This window comes from Candidatus Auribacterota bacterium, from assembly GCA_026392035.1.
Taxonomy (GTDB): Bacteria; Auribacterota; Tritonobacteria; order UBA1439; family UBA1439; genus JAPLCX01.
This window is the reverse complement of sequence record JAPLCX010000085.1, coordinates 1-16,019: the sequence shown is the minus strand read 5'-3', so window position 1 is coordinate 16,019 and position 16,019 is coordinate 1. Positions and strand designations below refer to the sequence as shown.

Below are 16,019 nucleotides of genomic sequence, written 5' to 3'. Positions count from 1 at the left end.
TACTGATTCCGAGATTGGTGAGATGGCGGAGTTAGTATTCAGGGTGTGCCTCTTGGATTGGGTGTGACATAGAAACGATGGGTGTTTTCATGGATGTCACCGAGCGTAAAAATTCCGGGGAGAAAGTCAAACAGCAGGCCGAGGAGTGGGAGCTCATACTTAACTCCATCTCGGATTTTGTTTTCATCTTGGATAACGAAAGCAGGATAATTAAGGCCAACACGGCGCTTATAAGCGCATTACACTTAAAGGCCGAAGGGGTGATAGGAAAGAAGTGTTATGAAATCCTGCATAAGTCCGATAAACCTTGGCCCGATTGCCCGCATCAAAAGACGCTGCGAGACAAAAAGCCGCATACCGAGGAGGTGGACGATAAAAATATAGGCATACCTCTTTTGGTTACGGTATCGCCTATATTTGACGATAAGGGAGAGATAGCGGGCACGGTACATATTGCCAAAGATATCACCGAGCTGAAAAAGCTGGAGGAAGAACATGGCAAAATGTTGCTGTGGCAGCATGGTGTCAGCGTGCTCCAGCATTCGCTGCTTGCGCCGGCATTGCTTGATGAAAAACTAAGAACTATAACCGATGGCGTTGTCCGGCTCTTTGACGCCGATTTTTGTCGAATATGGCTGATTCGGCCCGGAGATCTTTGTGAACGGGACTGCATCCATGCCGAAGTGAGAGAAGGGCCTCATGTATGCCGCTACCGTGACCGGTGTTTGCATTTGGTGGCGAGCTCCGGCCGCTACACCCACCTGGACGGCAAAGCGCACCACCGCGTCCCCTTCGGCTGTTACAAAATCGGACGCATCGCGTCTGGCGAAGATCACAAGTTCCTGACAAATGACGTGCAGCATGATCCCCATGTCCACAACCACGAATGGGCGCGCAATCTGGGACTCGTGTCGTTCGCAGGATACCAGCTTAGGGTTCCCGGCGGTGAAGCGATAGGTGTTCTGAGTCTTTTCTCCAAACATCCCATGCGGTCTGCTGAAGACGAAATGCTGGACGGACTCAGCAGCGCCGTTGCGCTTGTCATCCAACAGTCCCATGCGGAGGAGGCGTTGCGGAAGAGTGAGGAAGACATGGCCATTACTTTGCATTCCATTGGCGACGCGGTCATCTCCGTCGATACCGATGGGAGGATCGTGCGCATGAATCCCGTGGCCGAGAAAATGACTGGCTGGACGCTGCTTGAATCTAAAGGGAGTCCCCTGTCCAATGTTTTCCGCATTATAGATGCCCGTACTCGCCAGCCGTCACCGGATCCTGTCAAGCGTGTTCTGGAAACAGCCGGTATTATCGGACTGTCTAATGATACCATGCTGATTGCCCGCGACGGCACGGAGTATCTGATTGCCGACAGCGCCGCACCCATCCGCGATAAGGACGGCCGTATTCTCGGCGTGGTGCTGGTCTTTCATGATGTGACAGAGCAGTATCGTATGCAAGTGGCGCTGCGGGAAAGTGAAAGCAAGTACCGCAACCTCTTCGAGAGTTCCCGTGACGCTATCATGATCATTGAACCTCCGTCATGGAAGTTCACCTCCGGCAACCGTGCAACGATGGAGATGTTCAAGGCGAGGAACGCGGAGGAATTCTCGAATCTGGGGCCGTGGGATCTATCGCCCGAACGGCAGCCGGACGGGCGCGCTTCCGCCGAAAAGGCCAGGGAGATGATCCAGACAGCCATGCGCGAGGGCTCCAATTATTTCGAGTGGACGCATAAGCGCCTCGACGGCGAGGAGTTCCCCGCCACCGTACTCCTGACCAGGATGGAGCAAGACGGAAAGGTAATCGTCCAGGCAACGGTAAGGGACATTACCACGCAAAAGGGAATGGAGAGACGGCTCATGACAGCGGAGAGGCTGGCGGCCGTAGGCACGTTTGTGGCGGGGGCCGGCCACGAGCTCAATAACCCGCTCGCCTGTGTGATCGGTTTCAGCCAGTTGGCGTTGAGCAAGCTGGGGCAGGACAAATTCGAGCGCAAAGAACTGAGGGACGCGCTTGAGAAGGTGGCGAGCAACGCCGATCGTTGCAGGGCGATTGTGAGCAGCCTGCTTGCATGCGGGAGGGGATACAGCCTTCAGTTGGCGCCAGTGGATGTGCATGAGGTTGTGGATGAGGCTATGGAGTTAACCGGGCGGCAGACATCGCTTGAGCACATAGCGTTGAAAAAAGATTATTTATTGGATGTCCCCTGTGTCTTTGTTAACCGGGAGGCGTTATCGAAGGTTTTTATAAATGTGGCGCTCAATGCCTGCCAGGCCATGAATGGCAGGGGGGTATTGAAAATTACCACGGCGAGGGAAGGCAACTGGCTTCGCGTTATATTCCAGGACAGTGGGGTGGGGATAAAAAAAGAGGATTTGCACAAGGTGTTCGATCCGTTCTTCAGCACCAAGGAGGTTGGGAAGGGCGCCGGGCTCGGGCTGTCGGTGTGCGTCGGCATAGTCAAGTCTCACGACGGTGATATGACCGTTCAGAGCGACGGTGAAGGCAGGGGAACAACGGTAACCATTATGTTACCCATAGAAAAGAGAGGCGGTTATGAAAAAGAAAGCAGATAAAAAACAGGAGTATAAGGTTCTTGTAATAGATGACGAACCGGACATATGTTCGTTATTTAAGGAACTGTTGGGCAATGAAGGATATGGCGTCGTTACCGCTCAGGACGGGCTTGAGGGGCTGGAGCGGTACGGCGAGAGCAAGCCGGATGTGATCATTCTCGATCTGAAGATGCCGCGCATGGGCGGCATGGAGACGCTTCGCAATATCAGGAAAGTTGATAGAGATGTTATAGTGATAATCCTTACCGCATACGGCAGCGCCTTTACGGCGAGAGAGGCGGCTGATTTGAATGTCTATGAATACATCAGCAAGCCTTTCAATATCGAAACGGTCAAGCGGGTGGTGAGCGAGGCCCTGGCGTCCGAAAGAAAAGGCGAACAATGATCAAACCGTTCAATCTTTTATATGTTCCCGTTCTTCATACCCATCGGGAGAGCGAGGATATCGTTTTCTCGTTGAAAGCAAGCGGGGGCGGAAAACACGCGGATAAGCCGGGAAACGAGTACGACAAGTCAGTGAAAGACATGTGGGATGGGATATACAAGAAGATTCATGAAACCCAGGTTGTTTTTTCTTCTATGAGAATTTACCAGGACAGCCTGCCTGTGTGCGGGATGGAGAGGGAGGTTGTGTCGAAGCTTGCCGAGAAGGGGAGCCGGAATCACCAACTGATTCTTGATTTATTGAATAATGGGGCGCGGATCGAAGGCACCGAGGATCAGCAGTTGCTGATCAAGGAATATGATTGCCTCACCAGGTTTATCGCGTCCGCCCATGATCATGCCGCGGCGTTGGAGCGGTACAGGGCCGAGAGTGCGGAACTGATGAAACAACGGGACGAGTTTATCGCGGGGAGGATCAAGAGCACGCTCCAGGATGGCGAGGCGCCGCTGGTGTTCATGGGGGTGCGCCACGGGCTGGAAGAGCTGCTCAAGGATGATTTTATTATCATCTATATTATCTATCGGCTGCCATTCAGAAAGATAGGGGATATTTACAATGTGTAAAATCCCCGTAACTGCTCAGGAGCCAGTTACAACATATAATGCTTTACTCCGGCATCAACCATGAAACCATCTCTATTGAACGCTCCTGCCGAACTTTTTTCGCCGCTCTACGTCAATTCAGATCTGTTCGACAGCGACAAGGCCGCGGCGCTTTACAAATTTTCATCCATTTTCTTCCCCCAACTCGGACCGGCTGTTTTGAATCTCCTCCTCGATATGGAGAAGCATTGCCGGAAGGTCATCGCCGCTGTTGCGCCGGAGGAGAGGAAGAGGCTCATAAGGGAGTTGGAAGGGGTGACCGTTGAAATGCATTACATTATCAAGGAGCGGGGCAGGGAGATGATGAAGCTTCCGATAAAGATCTCCCCCGTCGATGTGTTGAAAAACACCATCTCGGGGAAAGCGCCCCATCGCTACAGTGAAAAGATGCAGAAGGAGATCAGCGCCATTATTGTTTCTTTAGTGGATAAGGAGATTCAGAAGAGGGTGGGAGGTATGATAGAGGGTTTTATAAAAAAATTGATGATAAAACCCAGGATGCCGGCGCTCCTGAAAGAGCTTTTCGACCGGGGGCTTATCAACAGGGAAGGGCGCCTCGCGGAGGGGACAACCATTATGGATCTGGTCTCCGGCCGCTACGCAAGGCTATTTAAGCGGGTCGTCCCGGAGGAGCTTGTGAATGAGGCCATGCTCCTCAGGAAGACGATCAATATCTGCTATGATTGGAGGGGCAGGGGCGAGGATTATCAGTCCCTGGCGAATGAGGCGTTGCGTGAGCGAGGGATTCTTGAGGTCACACTTGGGGAGATCAGGAAGAAGAAAGGGGAAAAATAGGGGCGCACCCTGAGCAAATCCCCCCCTAACCCCCCTTTGCGAAAGGGGGGAAGGGAGAGGGGCAGCGTCCTAAAAAATGACAAATGACAAAATCCATGCCTGCCGGCAGGCAGGCAAATGGTTTGAATTTTGGAATTTGGGATTTAGAATTTATTTGACATTTGACACCCGCCTCTGGCGGGCAAGTTTGGGACTTGCCTGACGTAGGCAGGCGGGCGGGCTACACGGGGAATCACCCGCTGGCGACGACCTGGAAGGACTGGCAGTTCGCCAGGTTCAGTTGCCAGAGGTACTCCACGAAGAGAAATGTTTCCCCGCAGTTCTCATTCGAACATCTCTTCCAAACGAACTTGCGGTTGCCTTCTCTTTTCTCGTCTTCCACTACCAGTTCGCTGAAGCAGTACTCACAGATCTCTTTCATGGCTAACTCCTACCGGATAAGGAAGCAACTTCCATGCCAAAGTGCTGGAAATTTATCTGTTGTGTAATATATTGCGGTTGTGAGTGATATGACGCCTTGATATTATTGACAAATAGCGATCTATTTAATCAATGAAAAATTTTGCTGCTTTTCTTGCGTGAGCCTACGAATATTGCGGGATTCGGATGCGGCGGGGAAAGGTGCGCGGATCTCGAGTGCGGCTGCGTTTGTTTTGCCACTGAAGGTATAAATCCGCGGCTAATCCTCTTAATGGAATGCTCCCTCAATAATATCATCAGGAAGGGGGAATGCAGGATTCAGCGCGCGCTGAGCCGCTGACTCAGCGGGGATGTTTCGCTTTCTTCAGGAATTTGACCATCTTCAGTTCTGTCCCTTTCCTCGGAGTCATGTCGTACCACACCATATCCATGGAGTACTTGATGATGTACACGCCAAGACCGCCGGGTTTCACGTCATGGAGGTCCCGATGCCTGATGCGCGCCGGGTGCACCTTTTTACCGAGGTCCTTGATGATAACCTCAAGGCGGTCGGGCAGCTCTTTGAGGATGAGTATGATCTTTTTGTGGAAATTCCCCTCGTAGCTGTGTTTGATCACATTCGTGCATGCCTCGATGGCGGCCTGGATCACCTCGCTCCTCGCCTGTGCCGAAAATCCCATCTCGTACGTCACCTCGTCCACGAGGGCACGAATCGCCCGCAGGTATTTTGGATTGCTCGGGATGGTAACTGAAATTATGTCCTGTGGTATCTGTTTCATGGTCATCGCCTACCCGATCTTAATCGCCATTGCCGTGAGGTCATCGTGCTGGGGCATCCCCTTTGCGAAGCGCTCAACCCCCCGCAACACCCGTTTCACAATCTCCTCAGGCCCCGCTGCCCGTTCAGAGGAGAGGAGACGCTTCAGGCGCGCGAGGCCGAATTCATGCCCCTTCCTGTCCCGCGCCTCAATGATACCGTCGGTGTAGAGAAAGAGCAGGTCGCCTTTTTCAAGCGCTGACGTGTGCACCGTATAGCGCGCGCCGCGGGTGATGCCGAGCGGTATGCCCGTTGCCTGGTCGAGGAACTCAATGGCGCCGGCTCCGCCAATCTTACGTATCATCGGCAGGTGGCCGGCGCTGCCGTAGGAGAGTGTGCGCGCGGCGCTGTCCACCACGGCGTAGAGGAGCGTGACGAACATGCCGCTCGTGCTGTGCTCGAAGAGACTCTCGTTGAGCGCCTCGAGCATCCTGTCAATGCCCAGCGTCCCCGGGGAGCGAAAACGGAACTCGCTCAGCGCCTTCACCATGTAGAGCGCCGCCGGCACGCCCTTCCCCGACACGTCGCCGACCACCGCGCCGATCCGACCCCCTCCCATTTCCACGACATCGAAAAAATCACCGCCCGTTTCCCATGCGGGCACGGTCCTTGCGTAGAGCTTCGCCCCGGGAATCTTCGGAAATGACGAGGGGAGGAAGTTTTGCTGAATCTGATGAGCGATCTGGAGCTCGTGCTCGAAATGCTGTTTTTCGAGAAGGCGCGCGTGCATGCGCGCGCTCTCCAGGGCGACGGCCGCCTGGCTCGAGAACGCCAGGAACAACTCCATCTCGTCGTGTGAAAAACCGCCCGGGCTCTTTGAATTGATCGCCTCGAGCACCCCCAGCGTCTTTCCCTGGACCTGCAGCGGCACGCACAGGATGGAGCGCGTTTTATGACCCAGTGTTTCGTCCGTCGTGGGGTCGAAGCGCTTGTCCTGGCTCACGTCGGGAACGAGGAGCGGTTCGGCGTGCATCGCTACCCACCCGGCTATCCCCTGGCCCATCTTCAGCCTGAACTTATCCTTCAGCTCCTTGCCCTTCGCGCCAAGGGCGACCCTGTACAGCAGCTCGTCGCCGCGCTCGTCAATGAGGAGGAGCGACCCGCTCTCGGCGTTGAGCACCTGTTTGATGATTTCCATGATCATGGTGAGCAGGGTGTCCAGGTCGAGGGTCGAGTTAATGATCTTGCTTATCTCGACCAGGGCAGACAGGCTGGTGATCTTATGATTTGCCGCGCGGAGCTGATCTTGGAGGGCTCCGAGCTCAGTGATCTTCTCCTTGATAAGTGCGGTACCGTCTCCCATCGTGTCACCCTTCAGCTGCCCCATGCCGCGCTGCTGGTGTACTCTCTCATGCGTGCCTTTACATTTACTGATACTGGCTATGTCACTCCTGCGAAACTTGTCCTCGATAAATCGGGGAGCAGGAGTCCATCTGCTATTCTGGATTCCTCCCGCTTAGCGGGACGGGAATGACGAATGCAAAAACTAGACCATGTGACCAAAAATCAAATATAGAGAAACATTAGGGACACTAGACTGGTTCAAGAGGTCACCTCTTCCCGGTCAACCCGTAGACCACCACCGGCTTTTCTTTCCCCTTCACGGTTACCTCGCCGAGCAGTCGGGCCTCCACAACGTCGCGCACGAGGCGATAGGTGAATTCTGATACTATCACATCCACCTGATAGCTTCTAGTGAGACCCTCGAGACGGGCGGCGAGGTTCACCTCGTCTCCCAGAACCGTGTAGTTCCAGAACTCGTTCGATCCCATGTTCCCGACAACCATTGTCCCCGTATTGATGCCTATCCCCATGGAGAAGGGTTCTATCCCGCGCGATTCCCATGAGGGGCGCATCCGGGTGAGTTCCGCCATCATGTCAATCGCCGCGAGGACCGCCCTGCGCGCGTGGTCCTTCTGCGGGAGCGGCGCCCCCCAGAATGCCATGATCCCGTCTCCCATGTATTTGTCCAGCGTGCCATCGTGCCTCCAGATGATCTGCGTCATCTTCTCGTGGAGCTCATTCAGCCGCGGGGCGATCTCCTCGACGGGGCTCCGTTCACAGAATTTGGTAAAGCCCCGTACGTCAGCAAAGAGCACGGTCATATCCTTGCGTTCCCCCCCGAGTTTGAGCTCGGCGGGATGTTGTAGGATTGTCTCCATTACGTTGTGTGAAAGGTACTTCCCCAGCACGCCACGGTAGAACCTCCTCTGCCGCTCCTCAGTGGCATAGCGGTATGAGGTGATGAAGGTATAGGTGAGGACCGCCATGCATCCTCCGGAGACGAGGGGCAGGATGATCGTCTTGAAGAAGAAGAGCCAGTACGAGATGGCGATGAAAATGCAGAGGCAGATCGCCGAGAGTACCAAACTCGTTGCGGCCTTCATTGAAGAGGTGATCAGGCTCACGGCAGCCCCCAGGAGAAGCAGGAGGCCGGTCACTGCCCAGAACCCCGGAAGCCGGGGGAATGAGCGGGAGATGATCGTACTGAGCGCGTTCGCCTGGGCGGTGAGGAAGGGGCTCTCGGGATCAAGCGGGGTCGGCTTCGTGTAGGCTTCTATGACGCCGGTCGCCGTGAGCCCTACGAGCACGAGCTTCCCCTCAAAATCTGAGAGGTCGAGCGGCGCGCCCAGGCCTTTCTGGCGGCGGGCGAAGGACTGCACCACCTGGGAGAATACGCTGTGGCTGAATTCATTGTAGTTGGCCGTGAAGTTGATGAACATTCTCCCCTGTGTATCAATGGGGATCGAGACGTGAGGACCCTCAGGGACATCGAATTCAACGCGATTGCCGAGCGCGACATGGACATCCTCGATCGCTATATTGTAGTAGCGGAGGACTGCCGTGAGGCAGAACGAGGGATAGACCCTGCCCTCGAAGCCGAGGACGAGCGGCATCCGCCGCACCACGCCGTCTGCCTCGTCCCCCTGCGCATTCGCAAAGCCGAGCGCGGCATGTGCGGCGAGCGGCGCTACCGGAATGGTGACCTCGGCCGTTCGTGGGAGCGACCCAACGTCGCCCTCCACGTCGGTGAGCGCATATTTTTGCAGCATTTTCCTGTCAGCCGCGCGCTCGGCAGAAGGAGCCGGTGGTTCGGCGCGTGCGGGTCCCGCTTCCGCAAATTCAAAATAGTAGGGATAAACTACATCGCCGAGCCGCTGCGTCGCCTCCACGAGTTGTTCTTCGTCGTTCTTCTCCTGCCCCTCGGCGGAGGGGAATAGAATATTGTAAGCGGCCACCGCGGGGAGGTTGTCGGAGAGCGCTTCGAAGAGGAGGGCGTGCCAGCGCCAGGGGATCGGCCACCGCCCGCCCAGCGCGATGAGCGTCTGGTCATCAATCCCTATGATGCGGATATCGGGGCACGAGACCGGCCCCCGCACCCTGTGGCGCCAGGAGAATCGGGAGTCAATCGTCTTATCTTCATACATCCTGAACACGCCGGTCCGACTCATGAGCGTGACCAGCACCAAACTCAGGAGCGTTAAAAGGGTGGCAATGTACCTCATTTTCATGCGTGCGATCCTCGTGTGGCATTCTACACATAATAGTGGGATAATTCAATTGCTGATCGCAGCGCGGCAGCAATAATGTCTCACCACGGAGCGCACGGAGATACACGGAGAACACAGAGATTGAGTAACAAGTATTGTGACAACACGCTACGAATTTTTACTCCGTGACCTCTGTATATTCTCCGTGTCCTCCGTGGTAAAACATCAAAGCTACTTTTCTGAAAACTGGGGATAGTCCGCGATTCTCTATTGGCTTGGCTGGAGCGCGCGTGCTGTGATACACTTCCCGACAATAGAAACTTAACAACAATCGCCGATTCACTACATCGGTTTCGGCGGGGAGGAATTGTCGTGAACACCCTTACTCGTGCGCTCGTTATCGGACTCGGGGTGTGCATCCCCTTCGCGCTCTACGGAGGTTCAGAAACGGGCCCGTCGGTCTCCCTCATCAAGGTGTACCGCCATGCCGAGTGCCTGAAGCCGCCGTCGACTGCATGGTCGGCCGCGAGAGTGGGGACATCGCTCGTCGCGACGGATTCGCTCAGGACATCCAACAACTGCTATGCGGATATGCAGCTGGATCCGCCGAACAAGTTCCGGCTCAGGGAAAACTCGCTCCTGAAGATCGAGCAGCTCTCCAAGGAGTCGAAGGATCCCGACGGCTCGGTGATGAAATTGACCGACCTCGGCCTGCTGAAGGGGGACATCATCGCCAAGCTGGACAAGCTCCCCGCGGGGACGCGCCTGAGTTTGAAGTCGCCTGTCGCGGTGGCCGCCGTGCGCGGCACCGCGTTCTCGTTCGGTGCGGAGGGGGAAACCCAGGCGACGCGCGTGGCAGTCTCCAGCGGCACGGTGAACGTCATGGCGGTCGGCGAGCCCCAGAAATATGTCAACGTGAGTCCCGAACAGCGCACCACCGTGGCGCCGTGGACGGCGGCGCTGCTGAGGGCAAAGGGAACCGGCCTGCCCCCAAAGGAGCTGCTGATCAAGAGGCTCGGCGACCCGAAGGTGCCGCTCAAGGATGCGCAGGGATTGCTGGAACGCCTCAAGAGCCCGAAGCCGAGCCTCGGGAACATCGTCATCGGCGCCGAGGCGAGCGTGACCGCTCCCGCGGAGATCGAAAACCCCCGGGAAGCCGAGCGCTGGGCGATGGGTGAGGCGCGCTACCGGGCTCAGAAGGGGATCATCGATAAGCTCGAAATGATCAGGCTTTCGGGTGAGGAGACGGTCGGCGACCTCATGAATAAGGATCCAAAAATCTGTGAGGCGCTGCTCGACAGCACCGGCAACGCCCACGTGATAAAATCGGAATACCAGAAGAACGAGCGCCGCGCGACGTTGCGGCTGGAGTACCCGCTCGAGCGAGTGCGCAAAATAATCAATCGCGATATCGCGCTGGTCTGGAAAAATGTGACCCCCGTATCCCTCACGGAATACGCCGGCGCCTTCGGGGCCTTCATTCGCGCCACCACCGAGCGGGCGGCGACGGTGGACGCGTACCGGCGGCTCGCCGAGAAGATATACGGCGCCGTGGTAACCTCCTCGACGACGCTCAAAAACTTCGCCGTTCAGAACGATCAGGTCGATATCGCGGTCAAGGGAGTGGTGCAGGGGGCAGAAGAGGTTTCCAAGACGTACTACTCTGACGGTTCCATCGACGTGGTGCTCCAGATCACCGGCAGCGCGGTGCGCGGGGCGATCACCCCGGTTGCCGGGGACGTCCTGGGAACGCACTACATGGCCTCGCCGTCCGCGATCAGCGCGGATGAGTTCATCGGCCTCCTCGCCCTGGAGCAGATGTAATGGTAACTGCTCAGGAGCCAGAATTCAGGAGTCAGGAGCCAGGAGTTGGAATGAGGACGCCAGCGGCGACATTACTGCTCAGGAGCCGGAATTCAGGGTTAATGCAGTTACTCGAAGAGGTCAGCAAGCTACTGGAAGCTTATTCGCGATCCATTCTGGATTCTGGCTCCTGGCTTCTGACTACCTGAGTAGTTACAAAATATCCATGCTGCTTTTTAAATTGCTGATCCTGGCGCACCTGGTCGCCGATTTTCCCCTGCAGTCCGCGCATATCTACCGGTTGAAGAGAAGATACCTCGCGGGACAGATTCCACACGCCCTCATCTGCCTGGGTACAATGGCGCTCGCGGGTTACCCGCTCATCGGCTCTTGGTCATTCTGGCGCTTCATCTCCGTGGTCGCGGGCGCTCATCTGATGGTGGATTATGTTAAAGTGGCCTTCCTCGACCGCCTGGGCCCCCGGAATGATCTCGGGACGTTCCTCCTGGATCAGGCGATGCACATCGCGGTGATCGCAGCCGTATTCATGACCCCACTCCCGGGGCTGCCCGAGCTGCAGGGGGGCATCATTCAGAGGCTCGATCGCGCGGGGGTGATCACCACCTCCATATTTTTTCTCGTGGCCACGTTCAGTGGGGTCTACCTGCTCGATTCTGCCAAGCGCACACTTCTGCATGCTCCCGAATACGCACTCATGCCTGATGGCTTCTCAAAATATTATGGAGTTGTTGAGCGCGGCATTCTCTTCGCGCTCATGGTGGGGGGGTATGCATATCTCGCGCTTGTACCGGCTGTCATGCTCATCCGTCTACCGGTGGCAAACCACTGCGCCAAGAAGTTCAAGCCTGAGAAGTTCCTTCTCTCCCCGGCGGACATCGCAGGGAGTTTCCTGATCGCGTGCGCCTCCGCCGTGTGCGCGGTCCTCACGCGGTAGTACGCGGAACTCCTCCCCGCTCTTAGCCCGATTTTCGCAACTGGGCTGCGCGGAGCGCTATTTTCAAGGTATTGAGGGCTTGGAGTGCCTGAAAAATATAGGGGTGCGGTTGCGAAAGGGCGTGCGGTGAAGACCTGGCGAAGTTCGATTACTTTAACAACATTCATAGCTTGCGCTCCTGTTTTATATCTTGATTCGGGCTGAATTGAACTCTATTAATCCTTATCCGTTCGTTAGGGGACTACTGGTTTACGCGTGGGACTCCGTGGTGCAATAGTGTTGCGGCTAATCGAACTGCCCTGCAATAACTCAGTCTGCCCCATCCATCTGCCCCTTCCGCTTCAATGCAATCCCCAGGTTATTGTGCGCTTCCGCATAGGCCGGGCTAATCCGTATGGCTTCGAGATAGTGCGCGATAGCCTCATCAAGCCTCCCCTGGTCGGCCAGAGCGAGTCCCAGGTTATTATGCGCAATCGCCGAATCTGGTTCAATCCGCAGCGCCTCCGAAAAATAGCCGATAGCTTCATCAAGCCTCCCCTGCTTTGCTAGAGCGACTCCCATGTTGTTGTGCGCTTTCGCATAGTCAGGCTTGATCCGCAACGCCTCGGCATAATGGCCTATGGCATCGGCAAGATTCCCCAATCGGGATAACATATCCCCCAGGTTATTGTGCGCTTCCGCATCGGCCGGGTTGATCCGTAGGGCTTCGAGAGAGTGCGCAATAGCCTCGTCAAACCTCCCCTTGTCGGCCAGAGCGAGTCCCAGGTTATTGTGCGCAATCGCCGAATCTGGTTCAATCCGCAGCGCCTCCGAGAGATGCGCAATGGCATCATCAAGCTGCCCTTTCCTCTTCAATGCATCCCCCAGGTTATTGTGCGCTTCCGCATAGGCCGGGTTGATCCGTAGGGCCTCGAGATAGCGCGCAATAGCCTCATCAAGCCTCCCCTGCTTTGCTAGAGCGACCCCCAAGTTATTGCGCGCTTCCGCATAGGCCGGGCTAATCAGTATGGCTTCGAGATAGTGCGCGATAGCCTCATCAAGCCTTCCCTGCTTTGCTAGAGCGACGCCGAGGTTACTGTGTGTCCTGCACTTTTGAGGAGATTTCTTTACCGCGTCGCTCCATAAAGTGAGCTCGCTTACCCATGCGCGGTTCCGATCTCTCGTCTCCTTGACGCAATGAACCGCCAGAAACCCGAACAGAGTCCATAGAATAATATTTGCAAAACGTTTTGACAGCCTCGGCGCCGCAAGAATACACGCCCTATCAAATGCCCATGCCAGGAGGCTCACCAGCCCTATGGCAGGAAAATAAAACTTATACTCTACCATGAGCTCTGTTGTAACAGCACCCGGCATGTACGGCAGAACCCCCATGATGACCCAGAGAAGCAGAAAGGACACAAGCGGTTCTCGCGACCTTATCATAAAAGCAAAGCCTACAATCGCTCCCATACCTATAAGAGGAATGAGGGCCGCCAGTATCTGAGGCGCCGTCGCAACGCTCACGACCCTTACATAATGATCGGCATTCAAACGCGGAGATGAGGGAATGATGAGAGAGATATATCTCCAGAAAACCCCGGCATTCGTAAGAACGCGGGTTACAAAGGTTGTTTCTCCAAGCCTAAAATGGTAGCCCCGCTGAAATATCAGCGAGAGATACCCCTTTGCGGTAATAATCAGAACAATAGAAATGGCTACAGAGGCGAGAATAATGAAAATAGTTTTTCGAACCTTCCTGTCTTCTACGCCAAAGGCAAAAAGATATAGCCCGACACCCCCCAACGCATAAAACAGCCCCACCTCTTTGGATAACCCTCCTAGAATAATGCTTGCGAGAACGCACAACGCGGCTAAAAGCCTTGAAACATACCGCCGCGCTCTCATGCAAAGAATAGCAGCGAAAACGCCGGTGAGGGAAAACAGGGTATAAAACGGGACAAGCCTTGCCTGTATATAATTGACCGGTTCGCTGAAAACGGGGTGCACGGCAAAAAGAAGGGCGGCCATGAACGGAACCTTGTTGCCGGCAAGGCGGGTATCCTCGGCAAGGCAGAGTAAAACCAGATACAGCATCAGGGAGCAGATTATGTGCGCGCCGATGTTTACATAATGCCATCCCTGTAACCGCGCCAATCCTCCCCAATAGTAGTTAAGTGCGAACGAGTAGAAACCCAGAAATCTGGAATGGTTATTGCCGGCCCATACGACAGCGGGATTGAGGCTCCTTATGTGGGGATTCAAAACAATGGTGGGGAGATCGTCAAAGTGAAAAGAGCCCCGGACACTATTTGAATATGCGGCGATACCGGCCAGTATGATGATTGCCATTGAAATGGCATGCCACCTCAATTTGACAGGTGAATCCGCTGTGGTCATGGAAGTATTTCTAATTTCTGTTCTCCCCCTTTAAGGCGCCATGCCTCTTCAGTCCTAACTCTCTTCTTAGCGGCACGTTTGATATCAAACATCTACACGAATATCACCGCTGCCAGGAGGATGACGTACAGCAGCGGCACGAACCACCGGGCCTGTTTGTTGCACTTTGTGAACAGCCGGTGATTCCTCTTGTAGAAATAGTATTCAATGGCGCTGACCGCGACGCCGAGCGCGATACACACGTACGTGATCATGTAGAGCTTGTCGATGGGGGTGAGGTATGAAATTCTCGGCAGGTTGAAACTGATCGCAAACTGGGCGGCGATGCAGGACAGGAGGCAGGTGAGGCTTATGGTCACGCGGTCGTGGAGGTCTGTGATGGGGACGAAAAAAACGGTGCACGACATCGCCATGATGAGTATTGCGGGGAAAAAGATCCTCCATATGTAAAATATGCAGTTGCGTTTCGCGGTTATGATCCCGTCGAATTCAGAATACTCCTCCCCCGTATTCGAAAGGCGGGCTGTGCACACGGATGTTCGTACGCCCAGAACGGCGAGATCATCGAACGTATCCCCCTCGGAGTGACCGCACCCCATCGCCGAGGGGGTGAAAAGGACGGCGCCCTTATCCCAGAGAAATGACTGGAGCCTGACATGGAGCTCTTGTTGGTCAAAGGGGAAGCGTTTGAGATTGAGATTGGTGCGAAACGTCGCGCTGACGCCGAGGTGGTATTCCACCGTCCCGTCCGCGTGAATCATCAGCGTCCTGTTTGTGAATTGGTGAGCGGCGGTGTTCACAAATTCAACCTCGGGCCACCATATTTCCTTGAGCTTGTCCTCCGCGGCCTTTTCGGTGTAGATCTTCTTTGCGCCCTTTTTTGTCTCCGGAGCGAATGCGAGCCGTGGATCATGCCACTTGAAATCGATGTACACATCCGCGTCAAATGTTTCCGCACGTTCATTGACGGAGGTGAGGTTCAAGAGGTAGAAGGTCGTCTCCACCCGGACGGGGAGCGGCTCCGGTGGAGAGGAGCGCGCCGCGTCCTCACGGGACTCCGCAGACACGCCGAGGGCACGAAGCGGGAGAGCCAGGAAAACCAGGGAGATTACGAATGCGCCTCTCCGGAGCGCGTGCAGGGTACGCTGCGTCGCCGCGCGAGGGTGAGCGTGTGTGAGCATCATCCGGTGGTCGTTGGGGCTCATTACAGGGCTATTGTGCATCAACCCGCGTGTGTGCGTCAAGATGGAAGAGCTGCGAATGTCCCCAATATATCTGTAGCGCACCCTTCAAGGTGCGCCTCTTCAGGGTGAGACCCTTCAAGGTGCGGTGGTGCGTGTCGCGTATCGGCAAACCATCCGTAGCGCACCCTTCAGGGTGCGGAAGGTGTGGGAATTGTAGCCACCCTTCAGGGTGACCACTGCAATTAATTGATCAAGATTTCCCTCTTCTTTAATTGGCTTGTGAGCAAAAAGAGGAGTAAACTTAATCCCTGTGCAGCCTGTACAGGGCACTTTGTTGATTATGAGTGTTGGGTTCATTTTCCTTCTGCGCAGCGGAAGATCGAGCGGGTGGATCGAAAACTAAAGATTAAACCTGAAACCTGCGTGAAAATGGTGAATTAGACTTTCAATTTTCTGATTTTGGTAATGGCATATTCGAATGCGTCCTTGTATATAAAATTAGCAGGCAATTTTAAAGTCGGCCTGTTGCCGGAGCGTATTAGTTCTCCCGGG

At 55.2% G+C, this 16,019-nt stretch carries 12 protein-coding genes; 6 read left to right on the top strand and 6 right to left on the bottom strand.

The window, feature by feature from the left end; translation table 11 throughout:
• Positions 1 to 89 precede the first annotated feature (89 nt).
• Genes NTX71_09230 through NTX71_09215 form a run of 4 tightly spaced genes read left to right on the top strand, consistent with a single transcriptional unit; the run spans position 90 to position 4,418 of the window.
• Positions 90 to 2,576 carry a PAS domain S-box protein gene (locus tag NTX71_09230; protein ID MCX6340081.1) on the top strand — a complete coding sequence of 829 codons (2,487 nt, stop codon included), beginning with the start codon at positions 90 to 92 and terminating at the stop codon, positions 2,574 to 2,576.
• On the top strand, positions 2,557 to 2,961 hold the full coding sequence (locus NTX71_09225; protein MCX6340080.1) for a response regulator: 405 nt from the start codon (positions 2,557 to 2,559) through the stop codon (positions 2,959 to 2,961). The genes NTX71_09230 and NTX71_09225 overlap by 20 nt, the downstream gene beginning before the upstream one ends.
• Entirely contained in the window at positions 2,958 to 3,584 is a 627-nt protein-coding gene (locus tag NTX71_09220; GenBank protein ID MCX6340079.1) for a hypothetical protein, read from the top strand. Before NTX71_09225 ends, NTX71_09220 begins: the two co-directional genes overlap by 4 nt.
• Positions 3,585 to 3,644: 60 nt before the next feature.
• Positions 3,645 to 4,418: a hypothetical protein gene (locus NTX71_09215; protein MCX6340078.1), complete on the top strand. Its 774-nt coding sequence runs from the start codon at positions 3,645 to 3,647 to the stop codon at positions 4,416 to 4,418.
• Positions 4,419 to 4,650: 232 nt separating this feature from the next.
• Here NTX71_09215 and NTX71_09210 read toward each other — a convergent pair whose 3' ends face one another.
• From NTX71_09210 to NTX71_09195, 4 genes are all read right to left on the bottom strand, one after another.
• Positions 4,651 to 4,839 carry a hypothetical protein gene (locus NTX71_09210; GenBank protein ID MCX6340077.1) on the bottom strand — a complete coding sequence of 63 codons (189 nt, stop codon included), beginning with the start codon at positions 4,837 to 4,839 and terminating at the stop codon, positions 4,651 to 4,653.
• Between the two features lie 340 nt (positions 4,840 to 5,179).
• Entirely contained in the window at positions 5,180 to 5,617 is a 438-nt protein-coding gene (locus tag NTX71_09205) for an ATP-binding protein (protein ID MCX6340076.1), read from the bottom strand.
• A gap of 9 nt (positions 5,618 to 5,626) precedes the next feature.
• A complete protein-coding gene (locus NTX71_09200) occupies positions 5,627 to 6,982 on the bottom strand; it encodes a SpoIIE family protein phosphatase (GenBank protein MCX6340075.1) in 1,356 nt (451 codons plus the stop codon).
• Positions 6,983 to 7,205: 223 nt separating this feature from the next.
• Positions 7,206 to 9,167, bottom strand: coding sequence for an adenylate/guanylate cyclase domain-containing protein (locus tag NTX71_09195; protein MCX6340074.1), 1,962 nt, complete (start codon positions 9,165 to 9,167; stop codon positions 7,206 to 7,208).
• 351 nt (positions 9,168 to 9,518) lie between these two features.
• On the opposite strand from NTX71_09195, the gene NTX71_09190 reads away from it, so the two are divergent.
• Complete coding sequence (locus NTX71_09190; GenBank protein ID MCX6340073.1) at positions 9,519 to 10,970, top strand: FecR domain-containing protein; 1,452 nt, start codon at positions 9,519 to 9,521, stop codon at positions 10,968 to 10,970.
• Positions 10,971 to 11,175: 205 nt separating this feature from the next.
• Positions 11,176 to 11,904 (top strand): DUF3307 domain-containing protein, encoded by a 729-nt coding sequence (locus tag NTX71_09185; GenBank protein MCX6340072.1) that lies wholly within the window; start codon positions 11,176 to 11,178, stop codon positions 11,902 to 11,904.
• Positions 11,905 to 12,213: 309 nt separating this feature from the next.
• On the opposite strand, the gene NTX71_09180 is transcribed toward NTX71_09185, so the two are convergent.
• The gene (locus NTX71_09180; protein MCX6340071.1) at positions 12,214 to 14,235 is read right to left on the bottom strand and encodes a tetratricopeptide repeat protein; all 2,022 of its coding nucleotides are present in this window, start codon (positions 14,233 to 14,235) and stop codon (positions 12,214 to 12,216) included.
• 140 nt (positions 14,236 to 14,375) lie between these two features.
• Positions 14,376 to 15,506 carry a hypothetical protein gene (locus tag NTX71_09175; GenBank protein MCX6340070.1) on the bottom strand — a complete coding sequence of 377 codons (1,131 nt, stop codon included), beginning with the start codon at positions 15,504 to 15,506 and terminating at the stop codon, positions 14,376 to 14,378.
• Positions 15,507 to 16,019 lie beyond the last annotated feature (513 nt).

Bases quoted from the DNA above. Each gene is read 5' to 3' on its own strand.
- NTX71_09230 (MCX6340081.1), top strand. From the start codon at position 90: ATGGATGTCACCGAGCGTAAAAATTCCGGGGAGAAAGTCAAACAGCAG.
- NTX71_09225 (MCX6340080.1), top strand. From the start codon at position 2,557: ATGAAAAAGAAAGCAGATAAAAAACAGGAGTATAAGGTTCTTGTAATA.
- NTX71_09220 (MCX6340079.1), top strand. From the start codon at position 2,958: ATGATCAAACCGTTCAATCTTTTATATGTTCCCGTTCTTCATACCCAT.
- NTX71_09215 (MCX6340078.1), top strand. From the start codon at position 3,645: ATGAAACCATCTCTATTGAACGCTCCTGCCGAACTTTTTTCGCCGCTC.
- NTX71_09210 (MCX6340077.1), bottom strand. From the start codon at position 4,839: ATGAAAGAGATCTGTGAGTACTGCTTCAGCGAACTGGTAGTGGAAGAC.
- NTX71_09205 (MCX6340076.1), bottom strand. From the start codon at position 5,617: ATGAAACAGATACCACAGGACATAATTTCAGTTACCATCCCGAGCAAT.
- NTX71_09200 (MCX6340075.1), bottom strand. From the start codon at position 6,982: ATGGGGCAGCTGAAGGGTGACACGATGGGAGACGGTACCGCACTTATC.
- NTX71_09195 (MCX6340074.1), bottom strand. From the start codon at position 9,167: ATGAAAATGAGGTACATTGCCACCCTTTTAACGCTCCTGAGTTTGGTG.
- NTX71_09185 (MCX6340072.1), top strand. From the start codon at position 11,176: ATGCTGCTTTTTAAATTGCTGATCCTGGCGCACCTGGTCGCCGATTTT.
- NTX71_09180 (MCX6340071.1), bottom strand. From the start codon at position 14,235: ATGGCAATCATCATACTGGCCGGTATCGCCGCATATTCAAATAGTGTC.
- NTX71_09175 (MCX6340070.1), bottom strand. From the start codon at position 15,506: ATGCACAATAGCCCTGTAATGAGCCCCAACGACCACCGGATGATGCTC.